This window comes from Kosakonia oryzae (assembly GCF_001658025.2).
In the GTDB taxonomy this organism is placed as follows: domain Bacteria; phylum Pseudomonadota; class Gammaproteobacteria; order Enterobacterales; family Enterobacteriaceae; genus Kosakonia; species Kosakonia oryzae.
The window spans coordinates 2,143,032-2,160,706 of sequence record NZ_CP014007.2; the positions used below are offsets into that span (position 1 = coordinate 2,143,032).

The window sequence follows — 17,675 nt, forward strand, 5'->3', positions numbered from 1 at the left end:
CCCGAGCCTTAGTCATTAGCAGAAGGATGATGTCGTGCTTATCGTATTAGGTTACCTGGTTGTTCTTGGTGCAGTCTTTGGCGGTTATATGATGACCGGCGGAGAACTTGGGGCACTTTATCAACCGTCTGAACTGATCATCATCGGTGGCGCGGGGGTAGGTGCATTCATCGTTGGTAACAATGGCAAAGCGATCAAAGGTACGATGAAAGCCATGCCTTTGCTGTTTCGTCGTTCGAAATACACCAAAAGCATGTATATGGATTTGCTGGCTCTGCTTTACCGCCTGATGGCGAAATCGCGTCAGCAAGGGATGTTCTCGCTCGAAAGAGATATTGAGAATCCGAAAGAGAGCGAAATTTTCGCCAGCTATCCGCGTATTCTTGCGGATGCGACGATGCTTGAATTTATTGTCGATTATCTGCGCCTGATCATCAGCGGCAACATGAATACCTTTGAAATTGAAGCGCTGATGGACGAAGAGATCGAAACGCACGAAAGCGAAGCCGAAGTGCCGGCGAATGCGCTGGCGATGGTGGGCGATTCGTTACCCGCGTTCGGTATCGTTGCGGCGGTGATGGGGGTGGTGCACGCGCTGGCCTCCGCCGATCGTCCGGCGGCTGAACTCGGCGCGCTGATTGCGCACGCGATGGTGGGAACCTTCCTCGGCATCCTGTTGGCGTACGGTTTTATCTCTCCGCTGGCCAGCGTTCTGCGCCAGAAGAGCGCGGAAACCGCCAAGATGATGCAGTGCGTCAAGATCACTTTGCTGTCGAATCTTAACGGTTATGCACCGCCAATTGCGGTCGAATTTGGTCGTAAAACGCTGTACTCCAGCGAACGTCCGTCGTTTATCGAACTGGATGAACACGTCCGTGCGGTCAGAAATCCTAACCAACAGACTACGACCGAGGACGCATGAAAAATCAGTCCCATCCGATCGTCGTAGTCAGACGAAAAAAACATAAAGGTCATGGCGGTGGAGCGCACGGCTCCTGGAAGATTGCCTACGCCGACTTTATGACGGCGATGATGGCGTTCTTCCTGGTGATGTGGTTGATCTCCATCTCCAGCCCGAAAGAACTGATTCAGATTGCGGAGTATTTCCGTACGCCGTTAGCAACCGCAATTACGGGTGGGCAGCGAATTTCAAACAGCGAGAGCCCGATCCCGGGCGGTGGCGATGACTACACACAGCAACAGGGCGAAGTGCAAAAACAGCCCAATATTGACGATTTGAAAAAACGCATGGAGCAGTCGCGGTTGAGTAAGTTGCGCGGCGATCTGGATCAGTTAATTGAAGCCGATCCTAAACTGCGTGCGTTGCGTCCGCACCTGAAAATCGATCTGGTGCAGGAAGGGTTGCGTATTCAGATTATCGACAGCCAGAACCGGCCGATGTTTAAAACCGGCAGCGCAGAAGTCGAACCTTATATGCGCGATATTTTGCGTGCTATTGCGCCAGTACTGAATGGCATCCCTAACAAAGTGAGCCTTTCGGGCCACACCGATGATTTCCCTTACGCCAATGGCGAAAGAGGGTACAGCAACTGGGAACTGTCCGCCGATCGCGCAAACGCGTCGCGCCGTGAACTGGTTGCCGGTGGGCTGGATAACGGCAAAATTCTTCGAGTTGTAGGTATGGCGGCGACAATGCGCCTGGCGGACAGAGGTCCGAATGAAGCAATCAACCGCCGAATCAGTCTTTTGGTACTCAACAAACAGACTGAAGAAGCCATTCTGCATGAGAATGCCGAAAGTGAGAGTGCGCCAATAAGCGCGATTACACAGCCAGAACCTGCGGTCGGAGCAGCACCTGCATCCACACCGGCGGCTCCGGCAGCAGTTCCCACATCGCCACAAGCAAATCCGAGGTGATAGCGTGAGCATGGATATAAGTGATTTTTATCAGACATTCTTCGATGAGGCCGACGAGTTGTTGGCTGATATGGAACAACATTTACTGGATCTGGTGCCGGAAGCGCCGGATTCGGAACAGCTCAACGCCATCTTTCGTGCGGCGCACTCTATTAAAGGAGGCGCAGGTACATTTGGTTTTACCATCCTGCAGGAAACCACACACCTGATGGAAAACCTGCTTGATGAGGCCCGGCGTGGCGAAATGCAGCTTAACACCGACATTATCAACCTGTTTTTGGAAACCAAAGATATTATGCAGGAACAGCTCGACGCTTATAAAAGCTCGCAAGAGCCGGACGCCGCCAGCTTCGAATATATCTGCAATGCCCTGCGCCAGCTGGCGCTGGAAGCAAAAGGGGAGGTCGTTGCTGCCCCTGCGAATGGCGCAAAACTCTCCGTTGTGGATACGGCTGCACTGGGGTCCGAAACTGCTGCTGCGCCAGCTGCCGAAAGCGACGGCAAACTGCGCATCGTCCTGTCTCGCCTGAAAGAGAGCGAAGTTGCGCTGCTGGAAGAAGAGTTAGGTAACCTCGGAACATTGAGCGACGTGGTGAAGGGGACTGATACCCTGAGCGTGACGCTTGATGGCGGCGTCAGCGAAGACGATATTATCGCGGTATTGTGCTTCGTCATCGAAGCCGATCAAATTGCGTTCGAAAAAACCACCGCAGAGGCAGCCCCCGCGCCAGCCGCAGTTGAAGCGGTTGCGCAAGTGGTTGAAGCACCGGCGCCTGTTGCGGTTCCGGCGGAGAAACCAGCGGCTCCGGCGCTGAAAGCGGTAGCGAAAGAGCAACCGGCAGCGCGTGAAAAACCGGCGCGCGCCAGCGAATCAACCAGTATCCGTGTGGCGGTTGAAAAAGTTGACCAGTTAATTAACCTGGTCGGCGAGCTGGTGATCACCCAGTCGATGCTGGCTCAGCGCTCCAACGAGCTGGATCCGGTCACACACGGCGATCTGATCACCAGCATGAGCCAGTTGCAGCGCAACGCCCGCGACCTGCAGGAATCGGTCATGTCCATCCGTATGATGCCGATGGAATATGTCTTTAGCCGCTTCCCGCGTCTGGTGCGCGATCTGGCGAGCAAGCTGGATAAACAGGTTGAACTGACCCTGCAAGGTAGCTCGACGGAGCTGGATAAGAGCCTGATCGAGCGCATCATTGACCCGTTAACACACCTGGTGCGTAACAGCCTCGACCACGGTATTGAAACCCCGCAAAAACGTGTCGAAGCCGGTAAATCACCTATCGGTAACCTGATTCTTTCTGCGGAACACCAGGGCGGAAACATCTGCATCGAAGTGACTGACGACGGTGCGGGTCTTAACCGCGAGCGTATTCTGGCGAAAGCGATTTCGCAGGGAATGGCGGTCAATGAAAACATGACCGATGAAGAAGTCGGCATGCTGATTTTTGCCCCGGGCTTCTCCACCGCAGAGCAGGTTACTGACGTTTCCGGCCGCGGCGTGGGTATGGACGTGGTAAAACGTAACATCCAGGAAATGGGTGGTCACGTTGAAATTAAATCCAAACAAGGCTCCGGTACGACGATTCGTATCCTGCTGCCGCTGACGCTGGCAATCCTCGACGGAATGTCAGTAAAAGTGAACAACGAAGTCTTCATTCTGCCGCTGAACGCGGTGATGGAGTCACTGCAACCGCGTGAAGAAGATCTGCACCCGCTGGCCGGTGGCGAGCGCGTACTGGAAGTACGTGGCGAATACCTGCCTCTGGTTGAGTTGTGGAAAGTGTTTGATGTGATGGGGGCGAAAACTGAAGCCACGCAGGGGATTGTCGTTATTCTGCAGAGCGCAGGTCGTCGCTATGCGCTGCTGGTTGATCAGTTGATCGGTCAGCACCAGGTTGTGGTGAAAAACCTGGAAAGCAACTATCGCAAAGTGCCGGGTATTTCTGCCGCCACCATCCTGGGCGATGGTAGCGTTGCGCTGATCGTGGATGTGTCAGCGTTGCAGGGGTTGAATCGTGAACATCGTATGGCGCACACAGCCGCCTGATTAAGTAAAAGGTATAAAACATGACCGGTATGAGTAATGTAGCAAAACTGGCTGGCGAGCCGTCAGGACAGGAATTTCTGGTATTCACTCTGGGCGATGAAGAGTACGGCATCGATATACTCAAAGTGCAGGAAATTCGTGGCTACGATCAGGTGACCCGTATCGCCAATACCCCGGACTTTATCAAAGGCGTGACCAACCTGCGTGGCGTGATCGTGCCGATTGTTGACCTGCGCGTGAAGTTCAGCCAGGGCGACGTCGAATATGATGACAACACCGTGGTTATCGTTCTGAATCTGGGACAGCGTGTGGTTGGCATCGTGGTGGATGGCGTCTCTGATGTGCTTTCCCTGGCATCGGACCAGATCCGCCCGGCGCCGGAATTCGCCGTCACCCTGTCCACCGAATACCTGACCGGCCTCGGCGCGCTTGGCGACCGGATGCTGATTCTGGTGAACATCGAAAAACTGCTCAACAGCGAAGAGATGGCGCTGCTGGACATCGCGGCAACGCACGTCGCGTAACCGCCATACAAGAGCGGATGACTCACCGGTCATCCGCTTTTTTTATACTCTTTTTTGTCCATTATTTTGTCTCTTCTTTACTGCCCATGAGCAACGCGTTAGTTTCTTCTAATTGCTTATTTTTACTGATAAAAATATCTCTTTTGCAGTGTCGTTCGTTGTAAGATTTTCCAGTCATTAAACCGCTATCGGTGCGACATTAACGTTAACTGACTGCACCTTACAACGCAGACCACGCCGCCGCAGGGCACATACAGTGAAAAACCCTGACCGTGGGACATTTCATTTTAAGTTGCTATTTAATTCCCTTTCGCAAATGTAAAGTTCCCTGACCGCATGCCGATAACACCATTAAGAACATATCGAAAAGGTGTTGCATGTTGAACCGTATCCGCGTCGTTACTCTGCTGATGAGTGTGCTGGCAGTGTTTGCCCTGTTGCAGCTCGTATCCGGGGGGCTTTTTTTCTCTTCCCTTAAGCAAAACCAGCAGAGTTTTGCTGCGTCTAATGACCTGCGTATGCAACAAACCGAACTGGGTAAAGCCTGGGAATTAATGCTGCAGACGCGTATCAACCTGAGCCGCTCGTCGGCGCGTATGTTGCTCGACCCGAGCAACCAGCAAAGCAGCGCCAAAACCGACCTGTTGAACAGCGCGAAAGCTTCCCTGGCGGAAGCGGCAAAACATTACGATGCCTTTCATAACATGCCATCGCTGCCGGAAATGGATGCGGCGCGCCAGACGCTGGATGAGAAATATCGTACCTATAATGCTGCGCTGACGGAGCTGGTTCAGTTTCTGGAGAGCGGCAATATCAACGCCTTTATGGCGCAACCGACTCAGGGAATGCAAAACGCCCTCGGTGACGCGATGGCGAAATATGCCGCACTGAGCGACAGCCTCTACCGTAATGCCTGGGAGCAGAGCGTTAGCGATTACACCTTTGCGAAATGGCAGATGGCGATTCTGGCGCTGGCGCTGGTGATTGTCCTGACCGGCGTCTGGTACGGGATCCGCCGTATTCTGCTGTCGCCATTGTCAGCAGTCATCGCTCATATCCGCGAAATCGCGGGCGGTAACCTGACGCATACGCTGACCATTGCCGGTCGCAGCGAAATGACGGAACTGGCGCAAAGCGTCGATCACATGCAGAACGCGCTAATCGATACCGTTACCAATGTGCGCCAGGGCTCCGATGCCATTTATTCTGGCACCAGCGAAATTGCGGCCGGAAATAACGATCTCTCCTCGCGTACCGAAGAACAAGCTTCGGCGCTGGAGCAGACCGCTGCCAGCATGGAAGAGTTGACGGCTACCGTTAAGCAGAACGCCGACAACGCCCGTCAGGCTTCGCTGCTGGCGCAAAGTGCATCGGAAACTGCCGAGCGCGGCGGTAAAGTCGTCGATGGCGTGGTGAAAACCATGCACGATATCGCCACCAGTTCGCAGAAAATCGCTGACATTATCGGTGTGATTGACGGTATTGCCTTCCAGACTAATATCCTGGCGCTGAACGCGGCGGTAGAAGCGGCGCGTGCGGGCGAGCAGGGCCGGGGATTTGCCGTGGTGGCAGGGGAAGTGCGTAATCTGGCCAGCCGCAGCGCCCAGGCGGCGAAAGAGATTAAAACTTTAATTGAAGATTCCGTTTCCCGCGTGGATACCGGCTCTGTGCTTGTGGAGAGTGCCGGTGAAACCATGTCGGACATTGTTAACGCCGTTACGCGTGTTAACGACATCATGGGTGAGATCGCCTCGGCATCGGATGAACAGAGCCGTGGCATCGATCAGGTTGCGCTGGCGGTATCCGAGATGGATCGCGTCACGCAACAGAATGCGTCACTGGTACAACAATCGGCAGCCGCAGCCGCTGCCTTAGAAGAACAAGCCAGTCGATTGACGATGGCGGTATCTGCTTTCCGCCTTTCTTCTGTATCCGGCAAACCGGCGCAGCGTGCCTTAACTCCGGCAGCAGGCAGCGCTAAGACCCCGGCGCGGAGTCGCCAACTTGCAACCGGACAAGAAGATAACTGGGAAACATTTTAGCAGTTCTTAACCGCGGACATTTTTCCGCCAGATGGGGCGTTAATGTTTAATCGTATTCGTATCTCGACAACACTTTTTTTGATTTTGATTGTGTGTGGCATTTTGCAGGTCGGCAGTAACGGATTGTCCTTTTGGGCTTTTAAACAGAGCACATCGCATTTACAGGAAGTAGCGAACAGCAACCATCAACGCAGCGCTCTGATGCAAATTCGCGCCACGTTGCTTGAAGCGAGCACATTGCTCAATAAAGCGGGTACGCTCACGGCATTAAGTTATCCGCCAGATGATATTAAAGCTCTGATGACGCAGGCAAAAGCCAGCCTGAAACTGGCAGATGAGAAAGAGAAAGAGTTTCTGGGCATTGCCGCAATGACGCCTGCGGGACAAAAATTGCAGGACGGGACGAAAGCGACGTATAGCGCATGGCGCAGCGATCTGGAGCATCAGGCCACCTGGCTTGAAAATAACCAGCTATCAGATTTTATGACCGCGCCGGTAAAGGAGTCGCAGGACCAGTTTGACGCGAATTTTAACGCGTGGGAAAAGCACATAAATGAGTTTGCCGAGCAGGCACGGCAGGACAGCGAAAGCAACTATCACCGTTCGGCGGCCATTTTTATTGCGGTGGTGATCCTTGCGGCGCTGATTACCAGCATCGCACTGTTCTGGTCGCGCAAGATGATTGTTCAGCCGCTGGCGATCATCAGCAGCCACTTTGACAGCATCGCGGCAGGCAATCTGGCGAAGCCGATTGCTGTTAACGGACGTAATGAAATTTCGGCGATCTTCGCCAGCCTGAAAAAAATGCAGGCAGCGCTGCGTACTACGGTCAGCGATGTTCGGCAGGGCAGCTACGCGATGCATACCGGTATTTCGGAAATTGCTTCAGGCAACAATGACTTATCGGCGCGCACTGAACAGCAGGCCGCTTCGCTGGCGCAAACGGCAGCCAGCATGGAGCAGTTGACGGCGACGGTCGGGCAGAACGCCGATAATGCGCGTCAGGCTTCCGGTCTGGCGCAGAGTGCGGCGGAAACCGCGAGAAAAGGCGGGCAGCAAACCACCCGCGTGGCAAGTACCATGCAGGAGATTGCCGGCAGCTCGCAAAAAATCGGCGATATCATCAGCGTGATTGATGGCATCGCGTTTCAGACCAATATTCTCGCGCTGAACGCCGCAGTGGAAGCGGCACGTGCGGGTGAGCAGGGCCGGGGATTTGCCGTGGTGGCAGGGGAAGTTCGTAACCTGGCCAGCCGCAGCGCTCAGGCGGCAAAAGAGATTAAAGGTCTGATTGAAGAGTCGGTATCCCGTGTTCAGCAGGGTTCAGCGCTGGTGGATACCGCCGCGCAGACGATGACGGAAATCGTCCGCTCGGTGACGCAGGTCAACGACATTATGGGCGAGATCGCCTCCGCGTCGGATGAACAGCGTCGTGGCATTGAACAGGTTGCGCTGGCGGTCAGCCAGATGGATCAGGTCACACAGCAGAACGCGGCGCTGGTAGAAGAGGCCGCTTCCGCGACCGATCAACTGGCAAACCAGGCGGATAACCTGACCTCGTTAGTGGCTGTATTTAAGATTGAAGAGCATATTGCATTACCCGAAGTGGCACCGCCCAAAGCCGTGCCTGCTGCATCCTGAAATTAACCTGGTTGAGAAGGCGCTATGACATCATCACTGCCCACAGGGCAAACGTCATCAATACTGCAACAGATGACACAGCGCCTGGCGCTGTCCGATGCGCATTTCCGTCGGATATGTCAATTGATCTACCAGCGTGCGGGGATCGTTCTTGCGGACCATAAACGCGACATGGTGTACAACCGCCTTGTTCGCCGTTTACGCACGCTGGGGTTGGATGATTTTGGTCGCTATCTGAGCATGCTGGAAGCGAACCAGAACAGCGCCGAGTGGCAAGCGTTTATCAACTCGCTGACCACCAATCTCACCGCATTTTTCCGGGAAGCGCATCACTTTCCGGTACTGGCTGAGCATGCGCGTAAGCGCACGGGTGAATACCGCGTATGGAGTGCCGCGGCCTCTACCGGCGAGGAACCTTACTCGCTGGCGATTACTCTTGCCGATGCGCTGGGCATGGCGCCGGGTCGCTGGAAAGTGTTTGCCAGCGATATCGACACCGAAGTGCTGGAAAAAGCACGCAGCGGTATTTATCGCCAGGACGAGTTGAAGACCCTCTCGCCACAGCAGATGCAGCGCTATTTTATGCGTGGAACCGGCCCGCATGCCGGGCTGGTACGTGTACGGCAAGAACTGGCGAATTACGTCGAATTCACCACCGTGAACCTGCTGGATAAGCAGTACAACGTTCCGGGGCCTTTTGACGCAATTTTTTGCCGTAACGTGATGATTTATTTTGATAAAACGACGCAACAGGACATTCTGCATCGTTTTGCTCCGCTGCTTAAGCCGGACGGATTACTGTTTGCCGGGCATTCGGAGAACTTCAGCAACCTCGTGCGCGAGTTCAGCCTCCGTGGGCAGACTGTTTATGCGCTGAGTAAGGATAAAGCATGAGTAAAATCAGGGTGTTGTCCGTCGATGATTCCGCATTGATGCGCCAGATCATGACAGAAATTATCAATAGCCACAGCGATATGGAGATGGTGGCGACGGCGCCAGACCCGTTAGTCGCCCGGGATTTAATCAAAAAATTCAACCCGGATGTCTTAACGCTGGATGTAGAAATGCCGCGCATGGATGGGCTCGATTTCCTTGAGAAATTAATGCGTCTGCGGCCAATGCCGGTGGTGATGGTCTCTTCGCTGACCGGTAAAGGCTCGGAAGTGACGTTGCGTGCGCTGGAGCTGGGGGCGATTGATTTCGTCACCAAACCGCAAATCGGCATTCGTGAAGGGATGCTGGCCTACAGCGAAATGATTGCGGAGAAAGTGCGCACTGCTTCGCGTGCGCGTATTGCTGCGCATAAACCGATGGAAGCGCCGGCGCTGCTGAAGGCTGGCCCGCTGCTGAGCTCGGAAAAATTGCTGGTCATTGGTGCGTCAACCGGAGGAACAGAGGCAATTCGTCATGTACTCCAGCCATTGCCGCTCTCAAGTCCGGGTATTCTAATCACTCAGCATATGCCGCCGGGCTTTACCCGCTCATTTGCTGAGCGGTTGAACAAGCTCTGCCAGATCAGCGTCAAGGAAGCGGAAGATGGTGAGCGCGTTCTGCCGGGACACGCGTATATTGCTCCGGGCGATAAGCATATGGAGCTCGCGCGTAGCGGGGCAAACTATCAGATTAAGATCCACGATGGGCCGCCGGTTAACCGGCACCGTCCGTCGGTGGATGTGCTGTTTCATTCGGTCGCGAAACATGCGGGGCGCAACGCCGTAGGTGTGATTCTTACGGGGATGGGCAACGATGGCGCGGCGGGAATGTTAGCAATGCACCAGGCGGGAGCCTGGACCATCGCGCAAAACGAAGCAAGTTGTGTGGTGTTCGGCATGCCGCGTGAGGCCATCAATATGGGTGGCGTCAACGAAGTGGTCGATCTTAGCCAGGTAAGCCAGCAGATGCTGGCGAAAATCAGTGCCGGACAGGCAATACGTATTTGAACCAGGAGTAATTTTTTATGGCGGATAAAGAGCTTAAGTTTTTGGTTGTGGATGACTTTTCCACCATGCGTCGCATTGTGCGCAACCTGCTGAAAGAGCTGGGATTCAACAACGTCGAAGAGGCGGAAGACGGTGTTGATGCGCTGAACAAATTGCAGACCGGTGGTTTTGGTTTTGTCATCTCCGACTGGAACATGCCAAATATGGATGGTCTGGAATTGCTGAAGACCATCCGTGCCGACAGCAATATGGCTTCTATGCCGGTGCTGATGGTGACGGCTGAAGCGAAAAAAGAGAATATCATTGCGGCGGCGCAGGCTGGTGCAAGTGGCTATGTGGTGAAACCGTTCACCGCAGCCACCCTGGAAGAGAAGCTCGGTAAGATCTTCGAGAAACTTGGCATGTGAGGACCGGACTATGTTGCAACCTTCAATAAAACCTTCTGAAGAGCATTCTCCCAGCGACATTATTGCCCGCATTGGTAGTCTGACGCGCATGCTGCGCGATAGTCTGCGCGAGTTGGGCCTGGATCAAGCGATTGCCGAAGCGGCGGAAGCGATTCCGGACGCGCGCGATCGCCTGGATTATGTGGTCCAGATGACGGCGCAGGCCGCCGAGCGCGCGCTGAACAGCGTGGAAGCCTCTCAGCCTCACCAGGATGAGATGGAAAAAAATTCAAAAGCGCTGAGCAAGCGCTGGGACGAGTGGTTCGAGAACCCGATTGAACTGGCAGATGCCCGTGAACTGGTGACCGATACCCGCAAGTTCCTTGGTGAAATTCCGGGTCATACCAGCTTCACCAACGCCCAGTTGCTGGACATCATGATGGCGCAGGATTTCCAGGATCTTACCGGTCAGGTGATCAAGCGCATGATGGACGTAATCCAGGAGATCGAACGCCAATTGCTGATGGTGCTGCTGGAAAACATCCCGGAGCAGTCTGCGCGCCCGAAACGCGAAAACGACAGCCTGCTCAATGGTCCTCAGCTCGACGCCACCAAAGCAGGCGTGGTGGCAAGCCAGGACCAGGTGGACGACCTGCTGGACAGCCTCGGCTTCTAATTTGTCGGCACATTCACCTTCAGACAGCCTGAAGGTGAAGTCAGCGAACCCACGAAAAAGGGAAGGGAAACCTTCCCTTTTTTATTGCAGGAAGATATCGCCCACTGCGAAGAGATTCGACAGCGCATGCAGCACTATTGGTATCAGCAGCCCGCCTGTCCCGAGCCGGACAACACACAATAGCGCAGAAAAAATAAACAACTGAATAAAAGTGAGCGGCGCCTGATATTGCATATGAATGGCGGCAAACAATAAAGAAGTCAGCACAATACCGAGTTGTTGCGGTACTTTTCCCCATCCCAGACTGGCATTGAGCAAAAAGCCGCGAAAAATAATCTCTTCACTCACAGGCGCTATCAAACAGGCCGTGAATATCCACGCCCAGCGGGTTAACCCGGTATACCCTTCCAAAGAATCCAGCCACGGCTCAGGCTGCTGGAAGAGTTTTTCCATTACCAGCATTGCCACCAGCGCCAGCAACGGCGCGGCAAGGTTTCGCCACGCCAGGGTGCCGAAAGGCAGTAACCCGTCATAATGACGCCCGTAATAACGCCACAGCAGCAGTGAGCAGGGGAGCAACAGTGCGCCATGCAGAAACGGACCATCGAGGCCATTTTGATATAGACGCATAAAGCCTGGAATGTAAATAGCGAAATAGAAGAGGCTGTAATAGATAACAAACGCCGCGATGCACACCGCTGTATGCGATGTTCGGTCCGATTGTACTGGCATAAAAAAGTTACGTCCGTGCAGGGTTATACGCGAAGCCGACCATTATAAAGGAGATTGTCTGCAATTCTGTTCAGTCGTTAACAATCAGGACAGGCCGACAAAAAATGGCGTTTAGGCAGGATTTTTTACATGGCATTGCTGTTTTGGCCTCGTTTCAGGTGCGTGGATGATGCCTGCGGGGCACTTCAAATGGCGAAAACCCCCTGTTTTTATGCCTTACTCTGCCCATTAGATACCCTTGACTCTGGCAATATGTTGTCAAATCCGTAATCCGTGGATGCAGGCCGTGGCCTCTGAAGACAACGAAGACAAAACAGAAGCCCCCACAGCGCACCGACTAGAAAAGGCGCGTGAAGAAGGGCAAATCCCCCGATCGAAAGAGCTGACATCACTGCTGGTGATGCTGGTGGGTGTTTGCATTCTGTGGTTTGGCGGCGAGATGTTTGGTCGACGGTTATCGATGGCGCTCTCTTCCGGGCTGCGCTTCGATCATAAAATCATCAACGATCCGGGGCTGTTTGTCGGGCAGGTGATCATGATGCTGAAAACGGCGCTGCTGGGAATGCTGCCGCTGTTGACTGGCGTGGTGATTATCGCGCTGATTGCGCCGGTAATGTTGGGGGGACTGGTTTTCAGCACCAAGTCGCTGGCGTTTAATTTTTCCAAGCTCAATCCGCTAAGCGGTCTTGGACGTCTGTTTTCTTCCCAGGTAGGCGCGGAACTGCTTAAAGCGTTAATGAAAGCCCTGTTGATGGGCAGTGTTGCCGGCATATTCGTCTGGCATCACTGGCCGGATATGATGCGCCTGATGAGCGAATCGCCGTTAACCGCGATGGCCAGCGCCCTTAATCTGGCCGGGCTGTGTGCGCTGCTGGTGTCGCTGAGCATCATCCCGATGGTCGGTTTCGACGTTTTCTGGCAGATCTACAGCCATATGAAAAAATTGCGCATGTCGCGCCAGGATATTCGTGACGAATTTAAGCAGAGCGAAGGCGACCCGCATATCAAAAGCCGTATCCGCCAGATGCAGCGAGCCGCTGCTCGCCGCCGCATGATGGCCGATGTACCGAAAGCTGATGTGATTGTCACCAACCCGACGCACTATGCCGTCGCGCTGCAATATGACGAAAATAAAATGAGCGCGCCGAAAGTCGTAGCGAAAGGCTCCGGCCTGGTCGCGCTGCGTATTCGCGAGTTGGGTACGGAAAATCGCGTACCGATTCTGGAAGCGCCGCCACTGGCGCGTGCGCTTTTCCGCCATGCGGAAATTGGACAGCAGATCCCAGGCCAGCTTTATGCGGCGGTCGCCGAAGTGCTGGCGTGGGTATGGCAGTTGAAACGCTGGCGACTGTCAGGCGGACAACGACCTGTTAAACCTGAGAATCTTCCGGTGCCTGAAGCGCTGGATTTTATGAACGAGAAGGACACTGATGGCTAATCTGGTAGCAATGCTGCGTCTGCCCAGCAATCTGAAATCGACCCAATGGCAAGTGCTTGCCGGGCCTGTGCTCATTTTGCTTATTTTGTCGATGATGGTGCTGCCGCTGCCGGCGTTTGTCCTCGACCTGCTGTTTACCTTTAATATCGCGCTGTCGATCATGGTGCTGCTGGTGGCGATGTTCACCCAGCGTACGCTCGAATTCGCCGCTTTCCCGACCATTCTGCTGTTTACCACTTTGCTGCGCCTGGCGCTCAACGTCGCCTCCACGCGTATCATTCTGATGGAAGGGCACACCGGTGCCGCCGCCGCAGGGCGCGTGGTTGAAGCCTTCGGTCACTTCCTGGTTGGCGGTAACTTTGCCATTGGTATCGTGGTGTTCGTCATCCTCGTGATCATCAACTTTATGGTTATCACCAAAGGTGCCGGACGTATCGCGGAAGTAGGCGCGCGCTTCGTGCTCGACGGGATGCCCGGTAAGCAGATGGCGATCGATGCCGACCTTAACGCCGGGATTATCGGCGAAGATGAGGCGAAACGCCGTCGTTCGGAAGTGACGCAGGAAGCCGACTTCTACGGTTCGATGGACGGTGCGAGTAAGTTCGTTCGTGGTGATGCCATCGCCGGTATTCTGATCATGGTGATCAACATCATCGGCGGTCTGTTGGTGGGTGTACTGCAACATGGCCTGTCGATGGGCGATGCGGCGGAAAGCTATACGCTGTTGACTATCGGTGATGGCCTTGTGGCGCAGATCCCGGCGCTGGTCATTTCAACCGCAGCGGGCGTTATCGTCACGCGCGTCAGCACCGACGAAGATGTCGGCCAGCAGATGGTTGGGCAACTCTTCTCTAACCCGCGCGTTATGTTGCTGAGCGCCGGTGTTCTCGGTCTGCTGGGGATGGTGCCTGGCATGCCAAACTTTGTCTTCCTGCTGTTTACTGCGGCGCTGCTCGGGCTTGCCTGGTGGTTGCGCGGACGTCAACAGGCGGCACCTGTCGAAGCGGCACCGGTGAAGGTACCGGAAAACACGCAGGCCGTGGAAGCGACCTGGAATGATGTGCAACTGGAAGATTCCCTCGGCATGGAAGTGGGTTACCGTCTGATTCCGATGGTGGATTTCCAGCAGGATGGCGAGCTGCTGGGGCGTATCCGCAGTATTCGTAAGAAATTTGCCCAGGACATGGGCTTCCTGCCGCCGGTGGTGCATATTCGCGACAATATGGATCTGCCGCCGGCGCGCTACCGTATTTTGATGAAAGGGGTGGAAATTGGCAGCGGCGAAGCCTATCCGGGCCGCTGGCTGGCGATTAACCCCGGCACGGCAGCCGGTTCGCTGCCGGGCGAGCAGACTGTCGATCCGGCTTTTGGTCTGGCAGCAATCTGGATCGAGAGCGCGCTGAAAGAGCAGGCGCAAATCCAGGGCTTTACCGTGGTGGAAGCGAGTACCGTGGTAGCAACGCACCTCAACCACCTGATTGGTCAGTTCTCAGCGGAACTGTTTGGCCGTCAGGAAGCGCAGCAACTGCTCGATCGCGTGAGCCAGGAGATGCCGAAGCTGACCGAAGATTTAGTGCCGGGCGTGGTGACGCTGACCACGCTGCACAAAGTGTTGCAAAACCTGCTGGCGGAGAAAGTGCCGATTCGCGATATGCGCACCATTCTCGAAACGCTGGCCGAGCATGCGCCGCTGCAAACCGACCCGCACGAACTCACCGCAGTGGTGCGCGTCGCGCTCGGCCGCGCGATTACGCAGCAGTGGTTCCCGGGTAATGATGAAGTGCAGGTGATTGGCCTTGATACGCCGCTGGAACGTCTGCTGCTGCAAGCACTGCAGGGCGGCGGTGGCCTGGAGCCGGGTCTGGCCGACCGTTTACTGGAGCAGACTCAGGAAGCGCTGGCGCGTCAGGAGATGCTCGGTGCGCCGCCGGTGCTGCTGGTCAACCATGCCCTGCGTCCGTTGCTGGCGCGTTTCCTGCGTCGCAGTCTGCCGCAGCTGGTGGTGATGTCGAATATGGAGATGTCCGACAATCGTCATATCCGCATGACAGCAACCATCGGGGGTAAATAATGCGTTATCTCGCTCTGTTTATCGTCGCACTGCCGTTGTTTGCCAGCGCGGCGGGCGAAGGCGCCTGGCAAGCCAGCAGCATCGGCATTCGGCTGGATAACCGGGGCGTAGCGGCGTCGTCACGGCCATTAGGGCCAACACAGCCGGTGAATGGGCTGATAACGGAAGTCTCCTGGCGCTATGAGCTGAACGGCCCGACGCCAGCGGGATTGCTGGTGCGTCTCTGTTCGCAGACGCGCTGCGTGGCGCTCGATGGCCAGAGCGGTTCAACGCGCGGTTTGGCGGATGTACCCGCTGCCGAACAGTTACGTTTTGTCTGGGAAGTGCCGGGCGGCGGGCGTTTGTGGCCGCCGCTGAATGTCCGCAGTAATCAGGTCATTGTGAATTACCGTCAGCCTGCCAAAAGCTAGCCGCTTCGCTGGCAATAAACTCAATCGCTTAGCTGCTTTTTTAGCCTTCTATCCCGCCATCAGCGCGGGATTTTGCTATCTGCCACTCATTTTTGACCACGCCTTTTGAAGCATTAGAAACGCTGTTTTATAAATCAGTGATGCACGTATCGACACTCTTTGCATTTTTGCCAGTTACGCCTTTTTGCTGGCAGAAACAGAAAGGTTTCCTGTTGTACATCCTCTTACTTTAGCCGTGTAAGAAATTCCTTTGGCTAAGCCGGATTGTCAAAGGTCCCCAATAATGAACAGGGTTGACGGCAATGAAAACACGTAAAATTGGACTGGTTAATTACCTCGCCTACGGTTCTGGCGATTTTCTGGGAGCGGGCACGACCGCGTTGACCGCAGCATGGTTACTCTATTTCTACACAACCTTTTGTGGTCTGACACCGATCGAAGCGACATTTATCTTTGCCGCTGCAAGGGTGCTGGATGCGGTCGTGAGTCCGCTGATGGGCTTTTTGACCGATAACTTCGGTACGACCTGGCTGGGCAAACGCTTTGGTCGCCGTAAATTCTTTATTCTGCTGGGTATTCCTTGTGTGTTCAGCTACTCAATTATGTGGGTAGGGGACATGAACTTTTGGTATTACCTGCTGGCCTACCTGCTGTTTGATGTGGTCTACACCATGATTCTGGTGCCCTATGAAACGCTGGTGCCGGAAATGACCGATGACTTCAAACAGAAAACCAAATTCTCCGGCGCGCGCATCTCAATGGCGCAGATGTCAGCAATTCTGGCGTCATTCCTCCCCGGGATCCTGCTGACCTGGTTCGGCAAAGACAACCCGATCTCTTTCTTCTATGCCAGCCTGGTGTTCTCGGTGATGTGCGCGATGATGCTGACGTTTGTCTGGTGCTTCACCTGGGAGCGCCCGCGTGAAGAGTGGACGGAAGCGGCGCTGCGCGCGGAAGCGGAGAAAAAACATCTTACTCTCGGCCAGAGCCTGAGCCGCCTGTTTGTTGAACTGAGCTCAACGCTGCGCATCAAAATCTTCCGCCAGCATCTGGGCATGTATCTCGGCGGCTATATTGCGCAGGATGTGTTCAACGCCGTATTCACTTACTACGTGGTGTTTGTGCTGATGCACGAAGCCTCGGTGGCATCCAGCCTGATGGGCACCATGGCGATCTTCCAGTTCATTGCAGTTATCGCCATGATCCCGCTGTGTATTCGCTTTGGGCCTGCGCCGTCTTACCGCATGGTGGTGACGCTGTTCGGTCTAAGCGCCGCGTCTTACGCCGTACTTTATTACACCGGTTTGAGCGACGTGTACTCGCTGTTGCTGCTGGTTTCTGCCGTTGCAGGGCTGGGGCGTGGCGGTATCAACTATGTGCCGTGGAACATTTACACCTATATCGCTGATATTGACGAAGTGGTCACCGGCCAGCGTCGCGAAGGGATTTTCGCTGGCATCATGACGCTGACGCGCAAAGCCTCGCAGGCTGGTGCAGTGATGCTGGTGGGGATCGTGATGCAGGCATCGGGCTTTGTCTCCGGTCAGAAAATCCAGGCACCGGAAGTGAGCCACACCATCCTGATGATCATGTGCTTTGGCACTATCGCGGTGCTGTGCTGCGGTTTCCTCGTTTCCCTGCGCTTCAGGCTGAACCTGAAAACGCACAGCGTGCTGCGCGAAGAGACGGCAAAAATGCGCCAGAGCGGGCGTGCGATGCCGGAATGCATTACTCCGCAGGCGCGGGAAACGGTTGAGATGCTGGCGGGAATGCCATACGAATCCCTGTGGGGCAATAACAATATCGGCTATCTGAATCGTAATAAACCTGCCGCACCCTCCCTGAAAGACGCGTCACTGAAATCGACTTACAACTGAGGTT

15 protein-coding genes are annotated in these 17,675 nt (G+C 54.9%); 14 read left to right on the plus strand and 1 reads right to left on the minus strand.

Annotated features, from left to right (window positions below; genetic code table 11):
* The first annotated feature begins 34 nt into the window (after nt 1–34).
* The 10 genes from motA to cheZ all read left to right on the plus strand — a co-directional run bounded on the left by motA (nt 35) and on the right by cheZ (nt 11,143).
* Complete coding sequence (gene motA / locus AWR26_RS10285; protein WP_007371550.1) at nt 35–922, plus strand: flagellar motor stator protein MotA; 888 nt, start codon at nt 35–37, stop codon at nt 920–922.
* Entirely contained in the window at nt 919–1,878 is a 960-nt protein-coding gene (motB, locus tag AWR26_RS10290) for a flagellar motor protein MotB (RefSeq protein ID WP_064565589.1), read from the plus strand. Before motA ends, motB begins: the two co-directional genes overlap by 4 nt.
* A gap of 4 nt (nt 1,879–1,882) precedes the next feature.
* Nucleotides 1,883–3,934, plus strand: a complete 2,052-nt coding sequence (gene cheA, locus AWR26_RS10295; RefSeq protein WP_064565591.1) for a chemotaxis protein CheA — start codon at nt 1,883–1,885, stop codon at nt 3,932–3,934.
* 20 nt (nt 3,935–3,954) lie between these two features.
* The gene (cheW, locus tag AWR26_RS10300) at nt 3,955–4,458 is read left to right on the plus strand and encodes a chemotaxis protein CheW (RefSeq protein ID WP_007371553.1); all 504 of its coding nucleotides are present in this window, start codon (nt 3,955–3,957) and stop codon (nt 4,456–4,458) included.
* Nucleotides 4,459–4,835: 377 nt separating this feature from the next.
* The gene (tar, locus tag AWR26_RS10305) at nt 4,836–6,500 is read left to right on the plus strand and encodes a methyl-accepting chemotaxis protein II (protein WP_064565593.1); all 1,665 of its coding nucleotides are present in this window, start codon (nt 4,836–4,838) and stop codon (nt 6,498–6,500) included.
* A 42-nt stretch (nt 6,501–6,542) separates the two neighbouring features.
* Entirely contained in the window at nt 6,543–8,141 is a 1,599-nt protein-coding gene (gene tap / locus AWR26_RS10310) for a methyl-accepting chemotaxis protein IV (RefSeq protein WP_064565595.1), read from the plus strand.
* Nucleotides 8,142–8,165: 24 nt separating this feature from the next.
* Nucleotides 8,166–9,035: a protein-glutamate O-methyltransferase CheR gene (gene cheR / locus AWR26_RS10315; RefSeq protein WP_007371557.1), complete on the plus strand. Its 870-nt coding sequence runs from the start codon at nt 8,166–8,168 to the stop codon at nt 9,033–9,035.
* On the plus strand, nt 9,032–10,081 hold the full coding sequence (locus tag AWR26_RS10320; protein WP_064565597.1) for a protein-glutamate methylesterase/protein-glutamine glutaminase: 1,050 nt from the start codon (nt 9,032–9,034) through the stop codon (nt 10,079–10,081). The genes cheR and AWR26_RS10320 overlap by 4 nt, the downstream gene beginning before the upstream one ends.
* A gap of 17 nt (nt 10,082–10,098) precedes the next feature.
* Nucleotides 10,099–10,488, plus strand: a complete 390-nt coding sequence (cheY, locus tag AWR26_RS10325) for a chemotaxis response regulator CheY (RefSeq protein ID WP_007371559.1) — start codon at nt 10,099–10,101, stop codon at nt 10,486–10,488.
* Between the two features lie 10 nt (nt 10,489–10,498).
* On the plus strand, nt 10,499–11,143 hold the full coding sequence (cheZ, locus tag AWR26_RS10330; RefSeq protein ID WP_007371560.1) for a protein phosphatase CheZ: 645 nt from the start codon (nt 10,499–10,501) through the stop codon (nt 11,141–11,143).
* 81 nt (nt 11,144–11,224) lie between these two features.
* Here the strand turns inward: cheZ and AWR26_RS10335 are convergent, their stop codons facing one another.
* Entirely contained in the window at nt 11,225–11,773 is a 549-nt protein-coding gene (locus tag AWR26_RS10335; RefSeq protein ID WP_244256240.1) for a CPBP family intramembrane glutamic endopeptidase, read from the minus strand.
* 379 nt (nt 11,774–12,152) lie between these two features.
* Between AWR26_RS10335 and flhB the strand changes: the two genes are divergently transcribed.
* The 4 genes from flhB (at nt 12,153) to AWR26_RS10355 (ending at nt 17,671) form a co-directional block, all read left to right on the plus strand.
* Nucleotides 12,153–13,313 (plus strand): flagellar biosynthesis protein FlhB, encoded by a 1,161-nt coding sequence (flhB, locus tag AWR26_RS10340; protein ID WP_407658784.1) that lies wholly within the window; start codon nt 12,153–12,155, stop codon nt 13,311–13,313.
* Entirely contained in the window at nt 13,306–15,384 is a 2,079-nt protein-coding gene (flhA, locus tag AWR26_RS10345) for a flagellar biosynthesis protein FlhA (RefSeq protein ID WP_064565601.1), read from the plus strand. Before flhB ends, flhA begins: the two co-directional genes overlap by 8 nt.
* On the plus strand, nt 15,384–15,794 hold the full coding sequence (flhE, locus tag AWR26_RS10350; protein WP_064565603.1) for a flagellar protein FlhE: 411 nt from the start codon (nt 15,384–15,386) through the stop codon (nt 15,792–15,794). Before flhA ends, flhE begins: the two co-directional genes overlap by 1 nt.
* 302 nt (nt 15,795–16,096) lie before the next feature.
* Entirely contained in the window at nt 16,097–17,671 is a 1,575-nt protein-coding gene (locus AWR26_RS10355) for an MFS transporter (protein ID WP_064565605.1), read from the plus strand.
* Nucleotides 17,672–17,675 lie beyond the last annotated feature (4 nt).

Bases quoted from the DNA above. Each gene is read 5' to 3' on its own strand.
- motB (WP_064565589.1), top strand. From the start codon at position 919: ATGAAAAATCAGTCCCATCCGATCGTCGTAGTCAGACGAAAAAAACAT.
- cheW (WP_007371553.1), top strand. From the start codon at position 3,955: ATGACCGGTATGAGTAATGTAGCAAAACTGGCTGGCGAGCCGTCAGGA.
- tar (WP_064565593.1), top strand. From the start codon at position 4,836: ATGTTGAACCGTATCCGCGTCGTTACTCTGCTGATGAGTGTGCTGGCA.
- tap (WP_064565595.1), top strand. From the start codon at position 6,543: ATGTTTAATCGTATTCGTATCTCGACAACACTTTTTTTGATTTTGATT.
- cheR (WP_007371557.1), top strand. From the start codon at position 8,166: ATGACATCATCACTGCCCACAGGGCAAACGTCATCAATACTGCAACAG.
- AWR26_RS10320 (WP_064565597.1), top strand. From the start codon at position 9,032: ATGAGTAAAATCAGGGTGTTGTCCGTCGATGATTCCGCATTGATGCGC.
- cheY (WP_007371559.1), top strand. From the start codon at position 10,099: ATGGCGGATAAAGAGCTTAAGTTTTTGGTTGTGGATGACTTTTCCACC.
- cheZ (WP_007371560.1), top strand. From the start codon at position 10,499: ATGTTGCAACCTTCAATAAAACCTTCTGAAGAGCATTCTCCCAGCGAC.
- AWR26_RS10335 (WP_244256240.1), bottom strand. From the start codon at position 11,773: ATGCGTCTATATCAAAATGGCCTCGATGGTCCGTTTCTGCATGGCGCA.
- flhB (WP_407658784.1), top strand. From the start codon at position 12,153: ATGCAGGCCGTGGCCTCTGAAGACAACGAAGACAAAACAGAAGCCCCC.
- flhA (WP_064565601.1), top strand. From the start codon at position 13,306: ATGGCTAATCTGGTAGCAATGCTGCGTCTGCCCAGCAATCTGAAATCG.
- flhE (WP_064565603.1), top strand. From the start codon at position 15,384: ATGCGTTATCTCGCTCTGTTTATCGTCGCACTGCCGTTGTTTGCCAGC.
- AWR26_RS10355 (WP_064565605.1), top strand. From the start codon at position 16,097: ATGAAAACACGTAAAATTGGACTGGTTAATTACCTCGCCTACGGTTCT.